17 protein-coding genes and 4 pseudogenes are annotated in these 14,069 nt (G+C 62.9%); 7 read left to right on the top strand and 14 right to left on the bottom strand.

The annotated features are described in order from the left end of the window. Positions 1–136: 136 nt before the first annotated feature. On the top strand, positions 137–322 hold the full coding sequence (locus ACGLHR_RS46760) for a hypothetical protein (RefSeq protein ID WP_400102580.1): 186 nt from the start codon (positions 137–139) through the stop codon (positions 320–322). A 245-nt stretch (positions 323–567) separates the two neighbouring features. On the opposite strand, the gene ACGLHR_RS46755 is transcribed toward ACGLHR_RS46760, so the two are convergent. From ACGLHR_RS46755 to ACGLHR_RS46710, 10 genes and pseudogenes are all read right to left on the bottom strand, one after another. Beyond that, on the bottom strand, positions 568–1,005 hold the full coding sequence (locus tag ACGLHR_RS46755) for a hypothetical protein (RefSeq protein ID WP_267601627.1): 438 nt from the start codon (positions 1,003–1,005) through the stop codon (positions 568–570). Between the two features lie 149 nt (positions 1,006–1,154). Next, positions 1,155–1,415: a transcriptional regulator gene (locus ACGLHR_RS46750; RefSeq protein ID WP_400102579.1), complete on the bottom strand. Its 261-nt coding sequence runs from the start codon at positions 1,413–1,415 to the stop codon at positions 1,155–1,157. A 313-nt stretch (positions 1,416–1,728) separates the two neighbouring features. Continuing rightward, the gene (locus ACGLHR_RS46745) at positions 1,729–2,031 is read right to left on the bottom strand and encodes a hypothetical protein (protein WP_267601625.1); all 303 of its coding nucleotides are present in this window, start codon (positions 2,029–2,031) and stop codon (positions 1,729–1,731) included. Between the two features lie 246 nt (positions 2,032–2,277). Further along, a complete protein-coding gene (locus ACGLHR_RS46740) occupies positions 2,278–2,940 on the bottom strand; it encodes an IS6 family transposase (RefSeq protein WP_400102578.1) in 663 nt (220 codons plus the stop codon). 493 nt (positions 2,941–3,433) lie between these two features. Further along, positions 3,434–3,883 carry a hypothetical protein gene (locus tag ACGLHR_RS46735; RefSeq protein WP_400102577.1) on the bottom strand — a complete coding sequence of 150 codons (450 nt, stop codon included), beginning with the start codon at positions 3,881–3,883 and terminating at the stop codon, positions 3,434–3,436. Between the two features lie 344 nt (positions 3,884–4,227). Next, positions 4,228–4,911 carry a hypothetical protein gene (locus tag ACGLHR_RS46730; protein WP_400102576.1) on the bottom strand — a complete coding sequence of 228 codons (684 nt, stop codon included), beginning with the start codon at positions 4,909–4,911 and terminating at the stop codon, positions 4,228–4,230. Between the two features lie 370 nt (positions 4,912–5,281). Continuing rightward, positions 5,282–5,494 carry a hypothetical protein gene (locus ACGLHR_RS46725; RefSeq protein WP_400102575.1) on the bottom strand — a complete coding sequence of 71 codons (213 nt, stop codon included), beginning with the start codon at positions 5,492–5,494 and terminating at the stop codon, positions 5,282–5,284. Positions 5,495–5,559: 65 nt separating this feature from the next. Then, positions 5,560–6,156: pseudogene (locus ACGLHR_RS46720) on the bottom strand (IS6 family transposase); the annotation flags it as partial. A gap of 55 nt (positions 6,157–6,211) precedes the next feature. After that, on the bottom strand, positions 6,212–6,484 hold the full coding sequence (locus ACGLHR_RS46715) for a hypothetical protein (protein ID WP_400102574.1): 273 nt from the start codon (positions 6,482–6,484) through the stop codon (positions 6,212–6,214). A gap of 93 nt (positions 6,485–6,577) precedes the next feature. Next, a complete protein-coding gene (locus ACGLHR_RS46710; RefSeq protein WP_400102573.1) occupies positions 6,578–6,808 on the bottom strand; it encodes a hypothetical protein in 231 nt (76 codons plus the stop codon). 32 nt (positions 6,809–6,840) lie between these two features. On the opposite strand from ACGLHR_RS46710, the pseudogene ACGLHR_RS46705 reads away from it, so the two are divergent. Together ACGLHR_RS46705 and ACGLHR_RS46700 are read left to right on the top strand one after the other, a co-directional pair. Further along, a pseudogene (locus tag ACGLHR_RS46705) lies at positions 6,841–7,887 on the top strand (phage Gp37/Gp68 family protein). A 97-nt stretch (positions 7,888–7,984) separates the two neighbouring features. Then, positions 7,985–8,352: pseudogene (locus ACGLHR_RS46700) on the top strand (zinc-finger-containing protein). Positions 8,353–8,414: 62 nt separating this feature from the next. Here ACGLHR_RS46700 and ACGLHR_RS46695 read toward each other — a convergent pair. Beyond that, positions 8,415–8,678, bottom strand: coding sequence for a hypothetical protein (locus ACGLHR_RS46695; RefSeq protein ID WP_400102572.1), 264 nt, complete (start codon positions 8,676–8,678; stop codon positions 8,415–8,417). A gap of 275 nt (positions 8,679–8,953) precedes the next feature. Here ACGLHR_RS46695 and ACGLHR_RS46690 point away from each other — a divergent pair, with 275 nt between their 5' ends. Beyond that, positions 8,954–9,385, top strand: a complete 432-nt coding sequence (locus ACGLHR_RS46690; protein WP_400102582.1) for a universal stress protein — start codon at positions 8,954–8,956, stop codon at positions 9,383–9,385. A 103-nt stretch (positions 9,386–9,488) separates the two neighbouring features. Here ACGLHR_RS46690 and ACGLHR_RS46685 read toward each other — a convergent pair whose 3' ends face one another. Next, a complete protein-coding gene (locus ACGLHR_RS46685) occupies positions 9,489–12,335 on the bottom strand; it encodes an AMP-binding protein (RefSeq protein ID WP_400102571.1) in 2,847 nt (948 codons plus the stop codon). A 236-nt stretch (positions 12,336–12,571) separates the two neighbouring features. Here ACGLHR_RS46685 and ACGLHR_RS46680 point away from each other — a divergent pair, with 236 nt between their 5' ends. Genes ACGLHR_RS46680 through ACGLHR_RS46670 form a run of 3 tightly spaced genes read left to right on the top strand, consistent with a single transcriptional unit; the run spans position 12,572 to position 13,483 of the window. Further along, the gene (locus tag ACGLHR_RS46680; RefSeq protein ID WP_318235320.1) at positions 12,572–13,120 is read left to right on the top strand and encodes a TetR family transcriptional regulator; all 549 of its coding nucleotides are present in this window, start codon (positions 12,572–12,574) and stop codon (positions 13,118–13,120) included. After that, a complete protein-coding gene (locus ACGLHR_RS46675; RefSeq protein WP_400102581.1) occupies positions 13,056–13,205 on the top strand; it encodes a hypothetical protein in 150 nt (49 codons plus the stop codon). Before ACGLHR_RS46680 ends, ACGLHR_RS46675 begins: the two co-directional genes overlap by 65 nt. 56 nt (positions 13,206–13,261) lie before the next feature. Next, positions 13,262–13,483 (top strand): EthD family reductase, encoded by a 222-nt coding sequence (locus ACGLHR_RS46670; protein ID WP_400102570.1) that lies wholly within the window; start codon positions 13,262–13,264, stop codon positions 13,481–13,483. Positions 13,484–13,606: 123 nt separating this feature from the next. Here ACGLHR_RS46670 and ACGLHR_RS46665 read toward each other — a convergent pair whose 3' ends face one another. Both ACGLHR_RS46665 and ACGLHR_RS46660 read right to left on the bottom strand, forming a co-directional pair. After that, positions 13,607–13,846 (bottom strand): H-NS histone family protein, encoded by a 240-nt coding sequence (locus ACGLHR_RS46665; protein ID WP_400102569.1) that lies wholly within the window; start codon positions 13,844–13,846, stop codon positions 13,607–13,609. After that, positions 13,830–14,069, bottom strand: a pseudogene (locus tag ACGLHR_RS46660) (KfrA protein); the annotation flags it as partial. The gene ACGLHR_RS46665 and the pseudogene ACGLHR_RS46660, both read right to left, overlap by 17 nt.

Raw genomic sequence — 14,069 nt, 5'->3', positions numbered from 1 at the left:
ATACGCGCAACCGAGCCGCATTGAGGTCAAGGTCGCGTGATGTAAGCCGAGCGGGCCTTGGGCATCGCCCATGGCTGTGCACACGTAGGCGGGCTGACATGAAACCGGAATCCTTGAAAGAGGGTTTCAGTTCTTTGTGAGCAACGTGGTCGAAGGCTGGCACCATCCGACGCAGACTGCTGCTGGCGCGCTGACCCGGGTCAACCCAAGTGAAGATGCCAATCTGCCCGGCAAGAGCGAAATCGAAAACAGCTTTGTCTGCCGACCCAGGGCTGGGCCATGCGGGGTGGTGACGTATTCGAAGACGAAAAACGCGTGGTAGTGCTCCGGGAGGTGCCTGCGGATGTCCCTTTTAAGCTGGTTTTTATCTCCCTCCTTTTCGGCTGTGCGGGCCGCACGGTTCATATCGCGTCACGTAGGGGATTGGATTCACTCGCCCGCTTCAAAACTGCTCGGCAATGATTGCAATATCCTATTTGTCAATTCAAGGATAAGAAATTCTGCATGGCTTGCCGTGAATGGAAACGAGGCAAGGTCAAGGATGACTGCGGAGTCTTCCGCTCGCGATTACCCGGGGTAAGTCAGCGAACGCTTCGTCGCTTGCGTTTCCATCTCTTTCTTGTAGTCATCAACCCACTCACCAAACTGCGGATGGATATAAAAGTCGAGAACGTCTCCCACTTTGATAGAGAGTGGATTTCTTCCCAGGAGCATCGATAGTGCAATCCGCGCAATCTGAAACGGCGCCAAGTCAATCGCATCCACTAAAAGACCATTGGGACGGTGGCTAACCGTGAGCATATCCGTCTCTTGGTCGTGGGCGTCCACTACCAGCCCTTCCATGCTCCCGAGTAGCGGCTTATGTTCTATCTCTGGCGAGACCGGGTAGATACTGACCGTGCCAGCACTGATTCGGTGTTCTTTATGCCACCTGCCCAACGCCCAGGTTTCCGTCGGGTTCTCTCCCCAGATTTCCAGGGTGCCTTCATCAATCTGCGCCCTCATGGTTCTATCTCCACTGACAATGTGCAGTATCCTTCTGCCGGCTTCGGACACGCTCCAACCACCTTCGAGTTTGGCTGCCTTCCAGGCTAGTATCCCTATCTGCCAGGTGGCGGGCTTTCCTACCCCCGCGCCTCATGGCCTGGGGTATCTCATTCCAGTTTATCGAATGCGCAGGCTCCCAGATCTTTGCTGAAGCGCTGCACCCAATCTGTCTCGTAGCCGATGGGGTATTCCCGCGTAACTCGAGTTGATCGTCTGGTTACTGCGACATAGCCCTGCAGACCAAAGTTTTCGTCGCCCTTTGGGTCCGTCGTATCGGTTTCAGCTAGCTCGAAATCATCTTCTGCCAGACCGTTATGCTGCAGGGCAGCAAGGAATGCCCGATGTTCGTCCGGCTCAATCAGTTTCATTGTTGGCTCCTCGTCCGTCCAACGCAGACGTGGTGGCTTGCATCCTGCTGGTGAGTGGCGGACAAGCCTCAGGTTTGATACGCGATACCGCGAAGCGCTTCGACGTTCTGCATAGGCACTACGTTAGCCTTGACGGGAAAGACATTTTAGTGGCACTACGAGCCATCCAGGAGGCGTTGCTTGGGCACGTCGTGTAGTCGGGATGCTAACGGAAATCCCGCTCGACACGGCTCCCCAGCCTTTCTCGTTCCGGGACCGGGTACCACATCCTTATACAGTCAGGGGCCAGACCGCAACCCGCGAGTCCTTATGCTTATAGGATACTTTTGAGAGCGCCCGACTGATCAAGAAACTGGACCTTCTGGACTTCATCGGTGGATGGTTGGACGCAAAACTGGTAGGTGGTATGACTCCATGCAGCAGAGATGGTGTGACTACTCGAAGTAGGCGAACCGACGAGCCAAATGGTGCCATGCTTGTCAAGAACAACGCGACGCAGAGCGAAGCAATTGTTCTCGTTGGCGATGGCTACGGCAACGATACGGCACTCAGTGAATTCGTCTTCAAGAGACAGGATGTGCGACCGAAGGGACTGAAAGGATTCTTTTGCAGTCATGGGTAGGCTCGCCTCTGTTGCGGATGAGCACTCTGTCTTTGGGTCTGCGGGTTCGGTGACGCCTGTTCTCTCGAACTGGAGAATGCCATTGTCGCCTTAGTGGCGCCACAGGGGGACTTGGTGTTGCTATCTTCATCGTCCGCAAGTTCCTTAGGTGAGTATAGCCAACGCGCTCCCTCATGGCGAAGGGCGGAATTGTCGCGATAAGGGCGCGTAGGCGGCCGAACTCGGCGGGAGTGGTTTTGCTTATGCGGCCAGCGCGTAGAATTGCTGAGCGACGGATGCATTGCTCCTCTCGGAACGCCGCAGCTGACCCTTGGCGATCATGTGCATCAGTTCGATGCCGCCGAGAAGGATGCTGGCGCAGCGGAAATCCTTGAATCCCAGCATCGGCCGAGTGACGCGCTTGATGGCCCGATGATCCTGCCGAATGACGATGGGTGCCTCCCGTTTGGAGTTGATGTCATGCAGCGCGGCCAGGTTGGCGGTGCTGCCATCAATGGTCACCGTATCGGGGGTGCCGTTCTGGTCAATCGCCTTGTCGAAGAAGCACCGTGCGGCGGCGTGGTCCCGGCTGGCACGCAACAGAAAATCAACGGTATCGCCATGCTTGTCCACCGCGCGATAGAGATATTTCCACTCGCCTCGGACCTTGAGATAGGTCTCGTCTATGCGCCAATTCTTGCCCACTGGCCGCTTTCGTCGGCGGAACACCTTGTACAGTGCCGGCAGTAGTTTGATCGCCCAGCGGTGCACGGTTGAATGATCTACTGCGATGCCGCGCTCGGCCATCATCTGCTCAAGGTGACGCAGGCTGAGCGGGTAGGCCACATACCAGCGCACGCAGGTCAGCATCACGTCCAGCGGATAGTGCAGGCGCTTCAAGACCTTCGCGACTTCCGGATTCATGCCCGTATCACTGCACCGAATTCAATATCGCCAAATTCTACCGGATGCTTACTGCGACAGAACCCGCGTGCGCGTTGCTTTCAGCAGCCCTCCAAGACAGGCCGCGCGCTCAATCGGCGGGAGACCAGCCCGGACGGACCTTTCCTGCCTGTATCGCTGAGCAGCCATCAGAATTGCCAATCGGTGATCTCCAGCCGCTCGCTAGAATCGGACATTACCGCTTAGCCGCTACAAGCAAGTTTCGTCGCATAAAAGTTATGTTGAAAGAATGATGGGATGGCGCGCTGCCGCCTCCCGCCCCAACCAGTGCAAGCAATGTGCGTTAGAAACGTCGCGTACCTTACTTAGACCGGCTGCGCCCATAGGCTGCGGGGACTTCGCGCGGATCGACTGAAGCGCGGACATCCCCCTGCGCCTGGACGTCCCCGCCGGCGGCGCTTTTCGCATTGAGCAGGGAGCCGGCCTCCAGTAGGTATGCGGGGCTCACCGCGACTCATCGGTTGTTCGCCGGGTCCCATCGATCGAGCTGCAGCTTCGATTTCGACGGATTGCCGCCCATTGGCAGCCGTCGCCAGTGTCCCGTGGTTGCTTGGTCGAAGTGATCGCCTGGATCACAGGCATAGGAAATTCCCGGGAATGCCACCTCGCCCTGTTGGTCAATGAGATCGAAGTGGTACAGCTCCTCATTGGGAAGGTCGGTCACCACAACCCGAAAACTCTGCGCCCGGATTTGGCGGTGATTCCGGTCATCAAGCCGGTCGGACGGGTCGATCGAGGCGTAGACCCGCATAAAGGCCCAGTCGCCATTCACAAACAGATGTTCCTGAGCGTTCCCTACAAAGCGAGCGAAGTGCCCCTCGATCGTGCATTTCTGGAGCCCCACCGCAAGTGCAGCAGGCATGGGAATCAGGCCCACAACGGTGATCAGTGTTCGTATGTTCATTGTTCGCCACTCATCGTCGGGGAGATTCCTGGGTAACACCCCGCCATTCAAGCGTTCCCGTTTTACAACCAGCGAGTGAATTGCGTTGCGGCGGGCCAACTAGGCGCGATATCACTTTGCCTAGCCACCGCGCCAATCGGATAGGTCGCGCACAGTCCCGCAATCAGGTGAGACAGCGTCTTGTGTCGCGCGTTGCGACAGTTCACAATTCTGCCCGCTGCCCAGTCGGTTCGAGGCGGCACTCACCCCGCCTTCTTGACCTTGATCGCGGAATCATCGCAGCAACGCTCTTCGCATCGAGATCCGTGCCATGCGAGAGCAGTGCGGCGTACAGCGAAACGAGTTCACGCGCGTCTCGCGCGCGGGTCGGCCTTGGCGTGTTCGATCGCCTTAAGCGTTTCTGAGTCGAGCACTGCCTGGGCATCGGACGGAATGGCAAACAGTTTGCCGTCGATGTCATGGACGTGTAACTGCTCATGGGTGACAGCATCCGTCACTAGCGCGCGGCCGGTCAGGCGCAGGGCGGCTTGGAGATGTGATTGCCCCGAGACGATCCGGTAGTTACGCCCTTCTGATCGTCTCACCACCGCGTCAGTGGGGATCTCGCTGAGCTCGATAGTGCCGAACCCGGGGAGCGACATTTCCGCGATGCGACTCTTGATGCAGGCGACCATCACGGCGGCGCCGGGGCGCTCGGTTGCCGCAAGCCGTTCATATTGACCGAGGAGGATGTTGGCCTTCTCGATTGAGGGCGTCGTATAGACAAAGGATTGGATGGCGGTCGGCGGGCGAGTCAACCGGGTCGCCATGATTGCGAATGCCCAGTCCCTTTTGTAGTTGCAGTGTGGGCAAACCCAGCCGTACCTGGTGGCAATCAGGATGCCAGGGGCGCCACCTTCGACTCCGTGGCGATGGTCGGCGCTGTTCCTGCAGGTGAAGGCACGCAGAACCGGGCCGCCGAGGCCGACTTGGTTCTCGTTGAGCTTCTGGACCTGATCGTCGGTGAACGGCGCGCGAATGTAACTCATGGCATTTGAGAAGGCAGCTTCGGCGTGGCGTGGCTATCGCCGCGCAGCCGGCTCCCGCCACGCTCGGGAGCCTGCCCGGCGGCTAACAAATTGGGCGCCAGGACACACTGCGGCCGCCGCCTCCTTCCAGTTTATGCCCGGGAGAAGGTCTATGCTGCTTTGGCCGGGCCAGAACCTTTTGTGTGCTGCCCGACCTAAATCCATTCCGCTTCCTCGAAGCAGCTAGGACAAATCTGCCCGTCCTGCTCGTGGCGGCGGTGAGGGGGAACGGAAGCTGCCGTCCCCTTTGCCTCGCCCAGGAATCCGGCCGGCGGATACGTGCCCGCAGACCACGCACCGGAAGCAGTGCGCCCTGGGGCCCAGTGCCGCGTCAGCGGCTGCGATCTTTGGCATTGTCGATGGCCTCCCGGGTCGCCGCGTCCAGCGCAGACTGGGAATCGTCGGATACGGCAAATTGCCGGCCATCGACTTCGTGCATGTGCAGCATTTTCCCGGCGGCTGCATCTTCGGGTATTCGTACTTTCAATGCGATTTCTGGCGGTAGCCGCGTGCAGCGCGGCTTGCAGTAAGGCTCGGCGTCCAATAGGTTTCCCCGGCACTGTCAACTTGCCGCTAGCAAGACAAGTCAGTGGCGAGCGAGCCCGCTGCTCAGGAAGCGGTTGACGGATTTTGGGCCACGTCAGTGAATTCGTACCAGGCAGCGAATCTCCCAGCGAGGTGCTTGCGATAGAGCGAAGCACGCAACAGATGCCGTTTCAGCGCGAAGTGCTGCCGGATCGGACCGAAGTTCGACAGGAAGGCCTGCGTGCGCTTCGGGTCGCGGAATCCACGCATGCGCCGCTCGCGTTCACGAGTCGGCTGGTGGCTGTTCTCCGCCCGGTTGTTCACGCGGGCGGTGGCCTTCACGAATACATGTTTGACGCCGGCCAGCTCCGGGATGTCGGCCTTTGCGGCGGTGTAGCTGCGCAGCTGGTCGGTGACAATCTTGCGCGGTACCGGGCAGGAGCGCAGCACGCGGAGGAAGAAGCGTTTGGCGGCAGCCTTGTCGCGCCGCTGCGGCAGCAGGATGTCGAGTTCGGCGCCATGCTCGTCGACCGCCCGCCACAGCAGGTAGGGCTCGCCGCGCAGGGTCACAAACATCTCGTCCAGATGCCAGGTGCTGCCCGGCTTGCGGCCGGCCGTCTTCACGCGATGCGCGAACCCCGCGCCAAACTTGTCGCACCAGCGACGGATCGTTTCAACGTTCCGGTGGATCGTAGCATGCGAAGGAAGCGAGGCGGATGGGGATAGCGGGGTGAGATCAACCAAGCGCAAGAAGCACGTCGATCGCTCGCTTGCCATAGTGCAATGCGGCCTGCTCGGCAGCTGCCTTGGTGAAGTAATCGCTATGGTCCGACGCGGGGCCGTAGATGGCGTCGTCATCGGGCTCGGCTGTGTATCGGATTTCGACTTCATACCCCCATTTCTGGCCAGGCGGCGGCCTGGCGCCTGGGATGCCAACAATCCAGAAGGTCATGACATGGACGTACATCCCACGATATTCCTCGGATACCCATGCCATGCGCTCGCCCAAGGCCGTCTCCCTGGTTGGTTTCGCAGAATTCTAGTGAATGATGGGGACGGGGTGAGTAGAAAGCCGGACGTGGATCGCGGTATGTGCCTATTCCTAGACGCCCAGAATAACGTCCACCGCAGCTCTGCCCGCCACTTCCGCGACCAGATGCGCCCAGCGACGGGAGAACGGGCCGCCATGGACCTTGATTCGCTTGCCGAATGCTGCGGCGCCCGGCGGCTTCATCGGACCTTCGATCTGGAACCAGACATCGAACATGTCCTCGGAGGTGCTAACCAGATCAGCGTTGATCGCGAACCCACGGTATTCGGTAAGGCGATTCATGACTATCTCCAAAGGCTGACAAGGATCGTAGCATGAGCGAGAGCACCAAAATCGAGTGGACCGACGCCACGTTCAACCCCTGGATTGGCTGCACCACGGTATCGCCGGCGTGCGACCACTGCTATGCCGAGGTGCCGACGCCGGCGCGCGCGCTCCGCGTGACCTGGGGCGCCAAGGAAGACCGCCACCGCACGTCAGCCGCCAACTGGAAGTTGGGAAGTTGCCGCTTCGCTGGAACGCGCAGCACGCCGAGTTCTTCGCCACGCACGGCCGCCGCCGGCGCGTCTTCTGCGCCAGTCTGGCCGACGTGTTCGATAACGCGGTGGACCCGGCGTGGCGCGTCGACCTCCTGCAGTTGATCGCGGACACGCCAAATCTCGACTGGCTGCTGACGAAGCGGATCGGCAACGCACGCGATGCTGGACGAAGCCCTCGGCGAGTTGTCGCATGGCCTCACCGCATGGACAGATGTGCCCTGGCCCAACGTCTGGCTCGGCGCCACCATCTGTAACCAGGCCGAGGCCGACCGCGACATACCGAAGCTGCTGGAGGTGCCGGCGCGCGTGCGGTTCCTCAGTATGGAGCCGCTGCTCGGGCCGGTGGATCTGCGCTTCCCCACGAATCTATGGGGCGGTGACCGCTGCAATCACTGCTGTAACGGCGACCGATGCAATGACCGCTCCCACTACGAGCGCGCACGCTGCCCGTTTTGTCGCGGCACGGGCCAGCAGAAGTTCCTCGATTGGGTGATCGTCGGCGGCGAGAGCGGCGCGAGCGCGCGGCCGATGCATCCAGACTGGGCCCGGAGACTGCGCGACCAGTGCGCGGCGGCCGGCGTGCCATTCCTCTTCAAGCAATGGGGTGTGTGGGTTCCACGCGAGCCCGAGAGCCTGGGCTACCTGATCGACGAACGCGCGGGAATCGCGCGCCTGCGCATCAACACCGCCGGCGAGAACGACGCCTTCCTAAACTCTGTCAACGGGCACACGCCGACGCGGCTGCAAATGTCCGGAAAGAAGCGCGCCGGCCGCCTGCTCGACGGCGTGCAACACGACGAATTTCCCGGGAGCGCGGCGTGAACGGTCCCAAGACCCCCTGGAACCCGTCCCGCCCGCCATCGCGCGCGTCAAGAACCCATTGCCGGCACCGACGCACTGCCATTTCTGTGCCTCGCCGGTGGCGATCGTCAGTAACGCGGAGATCTATGGCCGCGAGTACGGCGAATGGCCGTGGGCCTACCGCTGCACGGGCAAGAACTGCAACGCCTACGTGGCATGCACCCGTTCACGAACATCCCCCTGGGCACTCTGGCGGATGCGCCAACGCGGCAAGCAAGGACGCGCGCGAAGGCGGTGTTCAACCCGATCTGGCAGAGCCAGCGCATGTCGCGCTCGGAGGCCTACAGCTGGCTGGCCGGGCAGCTCGGCATCGCCAACGTCGAGGAATGCCACATTGGATGGTTTGACGTGCAGACCTGCCAGCGCGTGGTGGTCGTGTGCCAGCAACTCGCCAAGGAAGTGAAGCGGATGGGGGTGACAGCATGACCCACGCAGCCTCATTTAACCAACAGCGGCCAGCAGCAGACACCCAAGACGGGCGTCTCAAATTAGGGCCTCCCAAAGGCACCTGCTTGAAGCTCCGTTTCGAATGCCACAGTCCAGGCCGTTCCAGGCCCGGCATCGTACAAGCTCAACTTTCCATTGATCAATCTCAGAACCCTAACTTCTCTATGTATTGCCGCGGGGCCGACAGGATAAGCATCCTCATCAGTAATTTCGAAATCCAGCGGGATAAACCCAAATCGAGCGCATGCCGCCTTCACGTCCTCTTGCTCGTCTGCGGGGAATTCATGAAAGAGGTGAACGGTCATGACTGTCTCCAAGCGTTTCGAGGAATCCTAGCATGACCAAAGAACGCCCCATCCTTTTCAGCGCCCCCATGGTGCGCGCCATCCTCGACGGCCGGAAGACCCAGACGAGGCGAGCGGTGAAGCCGCAACCGACAGAGCATCCTGGCATGGGTTGCCGGCGCCTGACGTTCCTCGATCGCAGGGGCAGGCCAATCCTCGACGAGTCGGTTGATCCGTTGCGCCAGTTCCATTGGCACCAGCGTTGTGCCCCTACGGCGAGCCCGGCGACCGACTGTATGCATCTTCTGCTGGCGGTCGACGGATCCCTCTTGTCCGACACCGCCTTCCACAGAGCACTCGCGTTGGCGCAGGAAATGAAAGCCCGGGTCACGGCGCTGCGAGTCGGCCCAAAGTATCACGTTCTCGCCTATCACACCGAAATGCTGACGGACAGCAGGGAGCTGTTCGCCGAGGAGATTTCGGACTCAGCGACGAAGTATCTGGAAGGGATCGCACTGGAGGCAGCCGCCGCCGGCGTGACATGCGACACGACCTTTCTGGTCGTTGATCACCCGTATGAAGCCATCATCAAGACTGCCGAAGACAGGGGCTGTGACCTGATCGTGATGGCATCCCATGGAAGGCGCGGCGTGCAGGGCGTGCTGATCGGCAGCGAAACGCAGAAGGCGCTGACCCACAGCAAGATCCCCGTGCTGGTGTACCGTTAGACGCCATCATCTGCGTTGGCCTGGCGGGATCTAATGTGACAAAGACGCTGCGCTGCTTCGCGTCATAGCGTCAGATGGCGATCGCCGCGGATGGGCCATGGATCTATGCCTGCCTGGAGCTCCGGTGTGGCACGCGCAAGCCATCCGGCTCGCCGCAATAATGCAGGATCTCCCTGCGCGCCGTGTTGCGCAGGCGCACGGCGGCGGGCCAGTCGTCGCCATCCGGCCACAGCGGGCTGCCGATGACCACGCCGATCGGCCCGCGCCGCGGCAGCCATTGTCCGTCCCGCAGTACGGAGCGCGTGCCACGGATGGCGACCGGCACCACCGGCGCGCCGGCGCGCGCGGCCGCCAGGAAGGCGCCCGTGCGGAAGCTTTGTAGGCCGGGGGTGCGCCCGAACGTGCCTTCCGGGAAGAACAGGGCAGAGTGCCCGGCGCGCACCGCCGCCACCAGACGCTCCACGTCTTCGTGCTCTCGCAGCCTATCGAAGCGGTCGATGAAATCCGCGCCGATGCTGGCCAGGTAGGCGCCCGGAATGCGCTGGGCTTGAAGCTCGCGCTTGGCCACGAAGCAGATCGGCCTGGGCAGGGCCGCCACCAGGACGATGCCGTCCAGGTAGCTGGCGTGGTTCGATACCAGGATGCACGGCTTGTCGCGCGGCAGGCGGTCGACCCCGTCCACGAACCAGGGTATCGCGCCAAGCCTGAGCAGCAGCCTTGCGGCGCGGTGGCTGACGGCCCAGCCCAGCTGCGGCCGATGCAGTGCAACCGAGGCCAGCCAGGTCGCCGGGGCCAGCGCGGCGAACATGGTCCAGGCGTAGCAGGCATAGGCCAGGCCCGCGGCAGTCTGGCGGATGCGCCGCATTTGCGGCAGCAGCGCCTGCCATCCGAAGCGGGCGATCTGCAGCCAGGGCGCATCCTGCCCCCAGCCGAGCCGGCCATGCTCGAAGCGCTCCCGGCAAGCGGCGCGGCGGATCTTGCCGCTCGATGTCTTCAGGATGCTGTGCGGCGGGACCAGGGCGATGTGGTCGGGGGGCAGGCCCAGCACGTCGAGGGCCGTCTTCAGCACCTGCCGGTGCAGCATCCGGCGCGCATGCACGTCCTTCACGGCGGTTTCGGCCATCACCACGATGCGTTCCGTGCCGCTGCCGGGGTCCGGGCAACCGAAAACGGCGACGCAGCCCTTGCGCATGCCCGCAATGGCGCCGACCGCCTGCTCCAGTTCGTACGGGTAGATATTGCGGCCTCCGCGCACGATCATCTCCTTGGCGCGGCCGGTGATGAAAACATCATCGCCGGCGATATAGGCGTAGTCCCCGGTGTTCACCCAGTCGTGATCGAAGAGCAGGCGGGTCTGATCCGGATTACGGAAATACCCGCTGGTGGCCGACGGGCCGCGGAACTGCAGCAGCCCCTCGTGGCGCTCGGCCAACTCGCGCCCGCTGGCATCGACGATGCGTACTTCATGGCCGGGAAGCGGCCGGCCGCACGCGGGGAACTCCAGCACATCGCTATCCTGCTCCGCCGCGGAGACAGCCCTGGCGGCGCGCATGAATTCCGTCCGGCCGATGCGATCGACCAGCAGGCCACGGTCCAGCGGAGGAAAGCTCAGGCCCAGTGAGGCCTCGGCCAGCCCATACACGGGGGCTATGGCCTCCGGACGCAGGCCGTAGCGGGCAAAGTGCTGCTGGAAGGCGCGCATGGTCTGCACGCTTACCGGCTCGGCGCCATTGAAGGCGAAGCGCCAACTGCCCAGGTCGAGTCCGGCCAGCTCCGCATCGGCCAGCTTGCGCAGACAGAGTTCATAGGCAAAGTTGGGTCCGCCCGACAGCGTGCCCCGATACTTGTGTATCGCCCACAGCCAGCGCTCGGGCCGCGCCAGGAAGGCCAGCGGCGACATCACGACCAGAGGATAGGCGAAGTAGAGGCTGCCCAGCCACGCCCCGATCAGCCCCATATCGTGGTATAGCGGCAGCCAGCTGACGAAGACGTCCTGGGAGCCGACGTCCAGGGCCTTTCCCATGGCACGCAGGTTGGCCAGGAGGTTGGCGTGGGTGAGGACGACGCCCTTGGGCGAGCCGGTGCTGCCGGAGGTGTACTGCAGCAGGGCGATATCGTGCGCGCGCACGATCGCATGCACCGGCGCGCCGCCGCCCGTGCCCGCTGCCAGCTCCGTCGGGGTCAGCACGTCGTGCAGCGTGCCGGTGCTGGCCTTGAGCAGCGCGGCCAGTGGCCTGGCTTGCGCGACCGTGACCAGGATCGGTGCCTGGGCGTTGGCCAGAATGCCGGCATGGCGCTGCAGATGATCCCCGATCTGCGCCAGCCGCGCGGGCGGATAGAGCGGCACAGGGATGCCGCCGGCCATCAGCACGGCGCAAAAACTGTAGAAGTACTCGGGGCTGGTGGGCAGCATGATGGCCACGGCCATGCCCGGACGCAGACCCCGTTCGGCCAGCCCCGTGGCCATGGCCGTCGCGCGCTGGTGCAGCTGCGCAAAGCTGATCGGGATGTCTTCGCCGCTGCCGTCCTGCAGGATGATATGGGTGCGGTCCGGATGGCGGCGCAGGTGCCAGCCGAGCACATCAACCAAGCTGGCGGCGCTCTCCGGAGCCTGGGCCGCCGGCAGCGGCCGGGCACGCCGCGGGAGCGAGCCGCCCGTACCAGGGGGCAGGTCTTGTGCGGCCAGCAAGGCGCGCAGCAGGGCACGCGGCGTGTCGGCCTGGGCCAGAACCTGCTCGGGCAGGCTGATGCCGAAGCGCTGCTCGACGCGGGTGAGCAGTTCGACGCGCGTCAGGCTATCGAAGCCCAGGTCGCCTTCGAGCGTGCTATCCAGCGAGACCAGCACCTCGGCGGTCCCCTGCTGCTGCAGTGCCGACGACATCCCCCGGACAATGCCGAGCAGGGCGTCGTCGTAGCTTTCCCGGGAGGGCGAATCATGTCCCATGCGCATGGCTGCCGTTCCGTCCAAGCCGGCGGCGCGCCCGCCGCGGCTCAGGGGACGCGACAAATGTGGCGTATATGGCGGCTCTCGGGATAGCGGCACAGAGTGACACACCCTTAAGATAGACCGCCTGCCAGCTTTGTCGAGACGGCTAGTGCCAAAGTCCGGTGCGACTGGCCGCTCCGGCGCCAGCTCGCTATCCATTGGAAATGGAGCGGGCGCGGATTCTCAAGGAAGAGCAAGCCATGAACCAGCACGCTGATCTGCCCGACCGGATTCTGGAGGTCGCGTTGATACTGGCTGAGCGCGGCGGATGGGACGCATTGCATCTGCATGAGATCGCCGCGTCCATGGAGATCGGGCTGGCCGACATTTATCGGCACTACCGGCACAAGGACGATCTGGCCGAGGCCTGGTTCGGCCGGGCGGACCTCGCGCTGGTTTGCGCAACTCAGCGCGAAGGCTGGCATTCCCTGTCCACGCGCGCGCGTCTCTCGCTGGCCATCCTCGCCTGGCTGGAGGCATTGGCGCCGCGTCGGCGGCTCACGGCCGAGGCTGCGCTACAAGCTGCAGCCGGAGCACCTGCATCTGCAGGCGCAAGGCCTGCTGCATATCAGCCGCACCGTGCAATGAATCCGGGAGGCCGCCTGCCTGCCGGCGGCCGGCTTGCGCCGGGAGGCGGAAGAGGTCGTGCTGACTGGGATCTTTCTCTCCACATTCAGCGTTTGGCTGCACGACGCATCGCCGGAGGCCGGCCGCACGCAAGCCTGGCTGGACCGGCGGCCAAAAAATAGCTGCGAACCACAGTTTTTGTACCGTTATGCATCAAGCGCACCGGACGATACGTGTCCTCACAGAAATGGGGTTCACACGCTATGAGAAAGCTACACTGAGCAAGCTCAGGCTCTATCTAACTCACGTTTGGAGAAACCACGATGGCAAAGCTAGTGGTGCTATACAAGAAGCCTGCGGACACGGCGGCGTTCGATTCATATTACTTCTCGACCCATGTTCCGATCACCAAGAAGATCACCGGCCTGCGGCGCTACGAGGTCAGCAGCGGCCCGGTCTGCGAGAAGGGGATGTGCCCGCTATCACAAGGGCCATGGCAGGCGCCCGGGAGTTGTCGCCACACCGCGAGGGACGCGCGCATGTGAAAGCGGTTTGGGCGAATCTTGGCATGCCCCCAACTTCACGCCATCGGGCATGGACCCCACCTCGGCGTACCCAATTCTCGACGCCGTCGCAGGCCTCGAAACAAGCAGGGTCGTTTTCTTGTGCTACCCGACGCGGAAAAACTCTACCGTCTGCCCCGCATTGACGGCGCGCCGCAGCCAGTCCGGCATCTCGCCCGCCCCGTCCCAGCCCAGCCCCTCGGCATTGCGGTAGCAGACCGAGCGCGGGCTCGGCGGCGGCGCAAAGCACCCGGCCGCCTCCAACTCTTCCATCGTCAGCCCGTACTCGAGCATCTGCACCCGGATCCAGCGGATCGCGTCCGTTCGCTTAATTTCCGTTGCCATCGTTGCCGTCATGTGGGTTGAGGGGGAGCGCCGTCGCACCCGGTTCTTCATTCGCGATCGGCCCTTGGCCACCGGCCTTCCGCCGCGCGCCCGTCCGCTCGCGCAGCGCCACGCGCAATTCTGCCAGTAGCTGGCGCGTCAGCGCCGCTTCGGCTCCGGCCCGCTCGGCCCGGCGCTGCGCCCGCTCGGCGGCCGCGAGCCGACCGGCCAGCGTCGCTGTCTG

The sequence above is a fragment of the Cupriavidus sp. CuC1 genome (assembly GCF_044627735.1).
GTDB classification, from domain to species: Bacteria; Pseudomonadota; Gammaproteobacteria; order Burkholderiales; family Burkholderiaceae; genus Cupriavidus; species Cupriavidus ulmosensis.
The sequence above is the reverse complement of the archived record's forward strand: the minus strand, read 5'-3'. Positions and strand labels throughout refer to the sequence as shown.

Excerpts from the sequence above, each read along its gene's own strand:
- ACGLHR_RS46755 (WP_267601627.1), bottom strand. The coding sequence starts at position 1,005 with ATGAGGGCGCAGATTGATGAAGGCACCCTGGAAATCTGGGGAGAGAAC.
- ACGLHR_RS46750 (WP_400102579.1), bottom strand. The coding sequence starts at position 1,415 with ATGAAACTGATTGAGCCGGACGAACATCGGGCATTCCTTGCTGCCCTG.
- ACGLHR_RS46745 (WP_267601625.1), bottom strand. The coding sequence starts at position 2,031 with ATGACTGCAAAAGAATCCTTTCAGTCCCTTCGGTCGCACATCCTGTCT.
- ACGLHR_RS46740 (WP_400102578.1), bottom strand. The coding sequence starts at position 2,940 with ATGAATCCGGAAGTCGCGAAGGTCTTGAAGCGCCTGCACTATCCGCTG.
- ACGLHR_RS46735 (WP_400102577.1), bottom strand. The coding sequence starts at position 3,883 with ATGAACATACGAACACTGATCACCGTTGTGGGCCTGATTCCCATGCCT.
- ACGLHR_RS46730 (WP_400102576.1), bottom strand. The coding sequence starts at position 4,911 with ATGAGTTACATTCGCGCGCCGTTCACCGACGATCAGGTCCAGAAGCTC.
- ACGLHR_RS46710 (WP_400102573.1), bottom strand. The coding sequence starts at position 6,808 with ATGAATCGCCTTACCGAATACCGTGGGTTCGCGATCAACGCTGATCTG.
- ACGLHR_RS46695 (WP_400102572.1), bottom strand. The coding sequence starts at position 8,678 with ATGACCGTTCACCTCTTTCATGAATTCCCCGCAGACGAGCAAGAGGAC.
- ACGLHR_RS46690 (WP_400102582.1), top strand. The coding sequence starts at position 8,954 with ATGCATCTTCTGCTGGCGGTCGACGGATCCCTCTTGTCCGACACCGCC.
- ACGLHR_RS46685 (WP_400102571.1), bottom strand. The coding sequence starts at position 12,335 with ATGCGCATGGGACATGATTCGCCCTCCCGGGAAAGCTACGACGACGCC.
- ACGLHR_RS46680 (WP_318235320.1), top strand. The coding sequence starts at position 12,572 with ATGAACCAGCACGCTGATCTGCCCGACCGGATTCTGGAGGTCGCGTTG.
- ACGLHR_RS46670 (WP_400102570.1), top strand. The coding sequence starts at position 13,262 with ATGGCAAAGCTAGTGGTGCTATACAAGAAGCCTGCGGACACGGCGGCG.
- ACGLHR_RS46665 (WP_400102569.1), bottom strand. The coding sequence starts at position 13,846 with ATGGCAACGGAAATTAAGCGAACGGACGCGATCCGCTGGATCCGGGTG.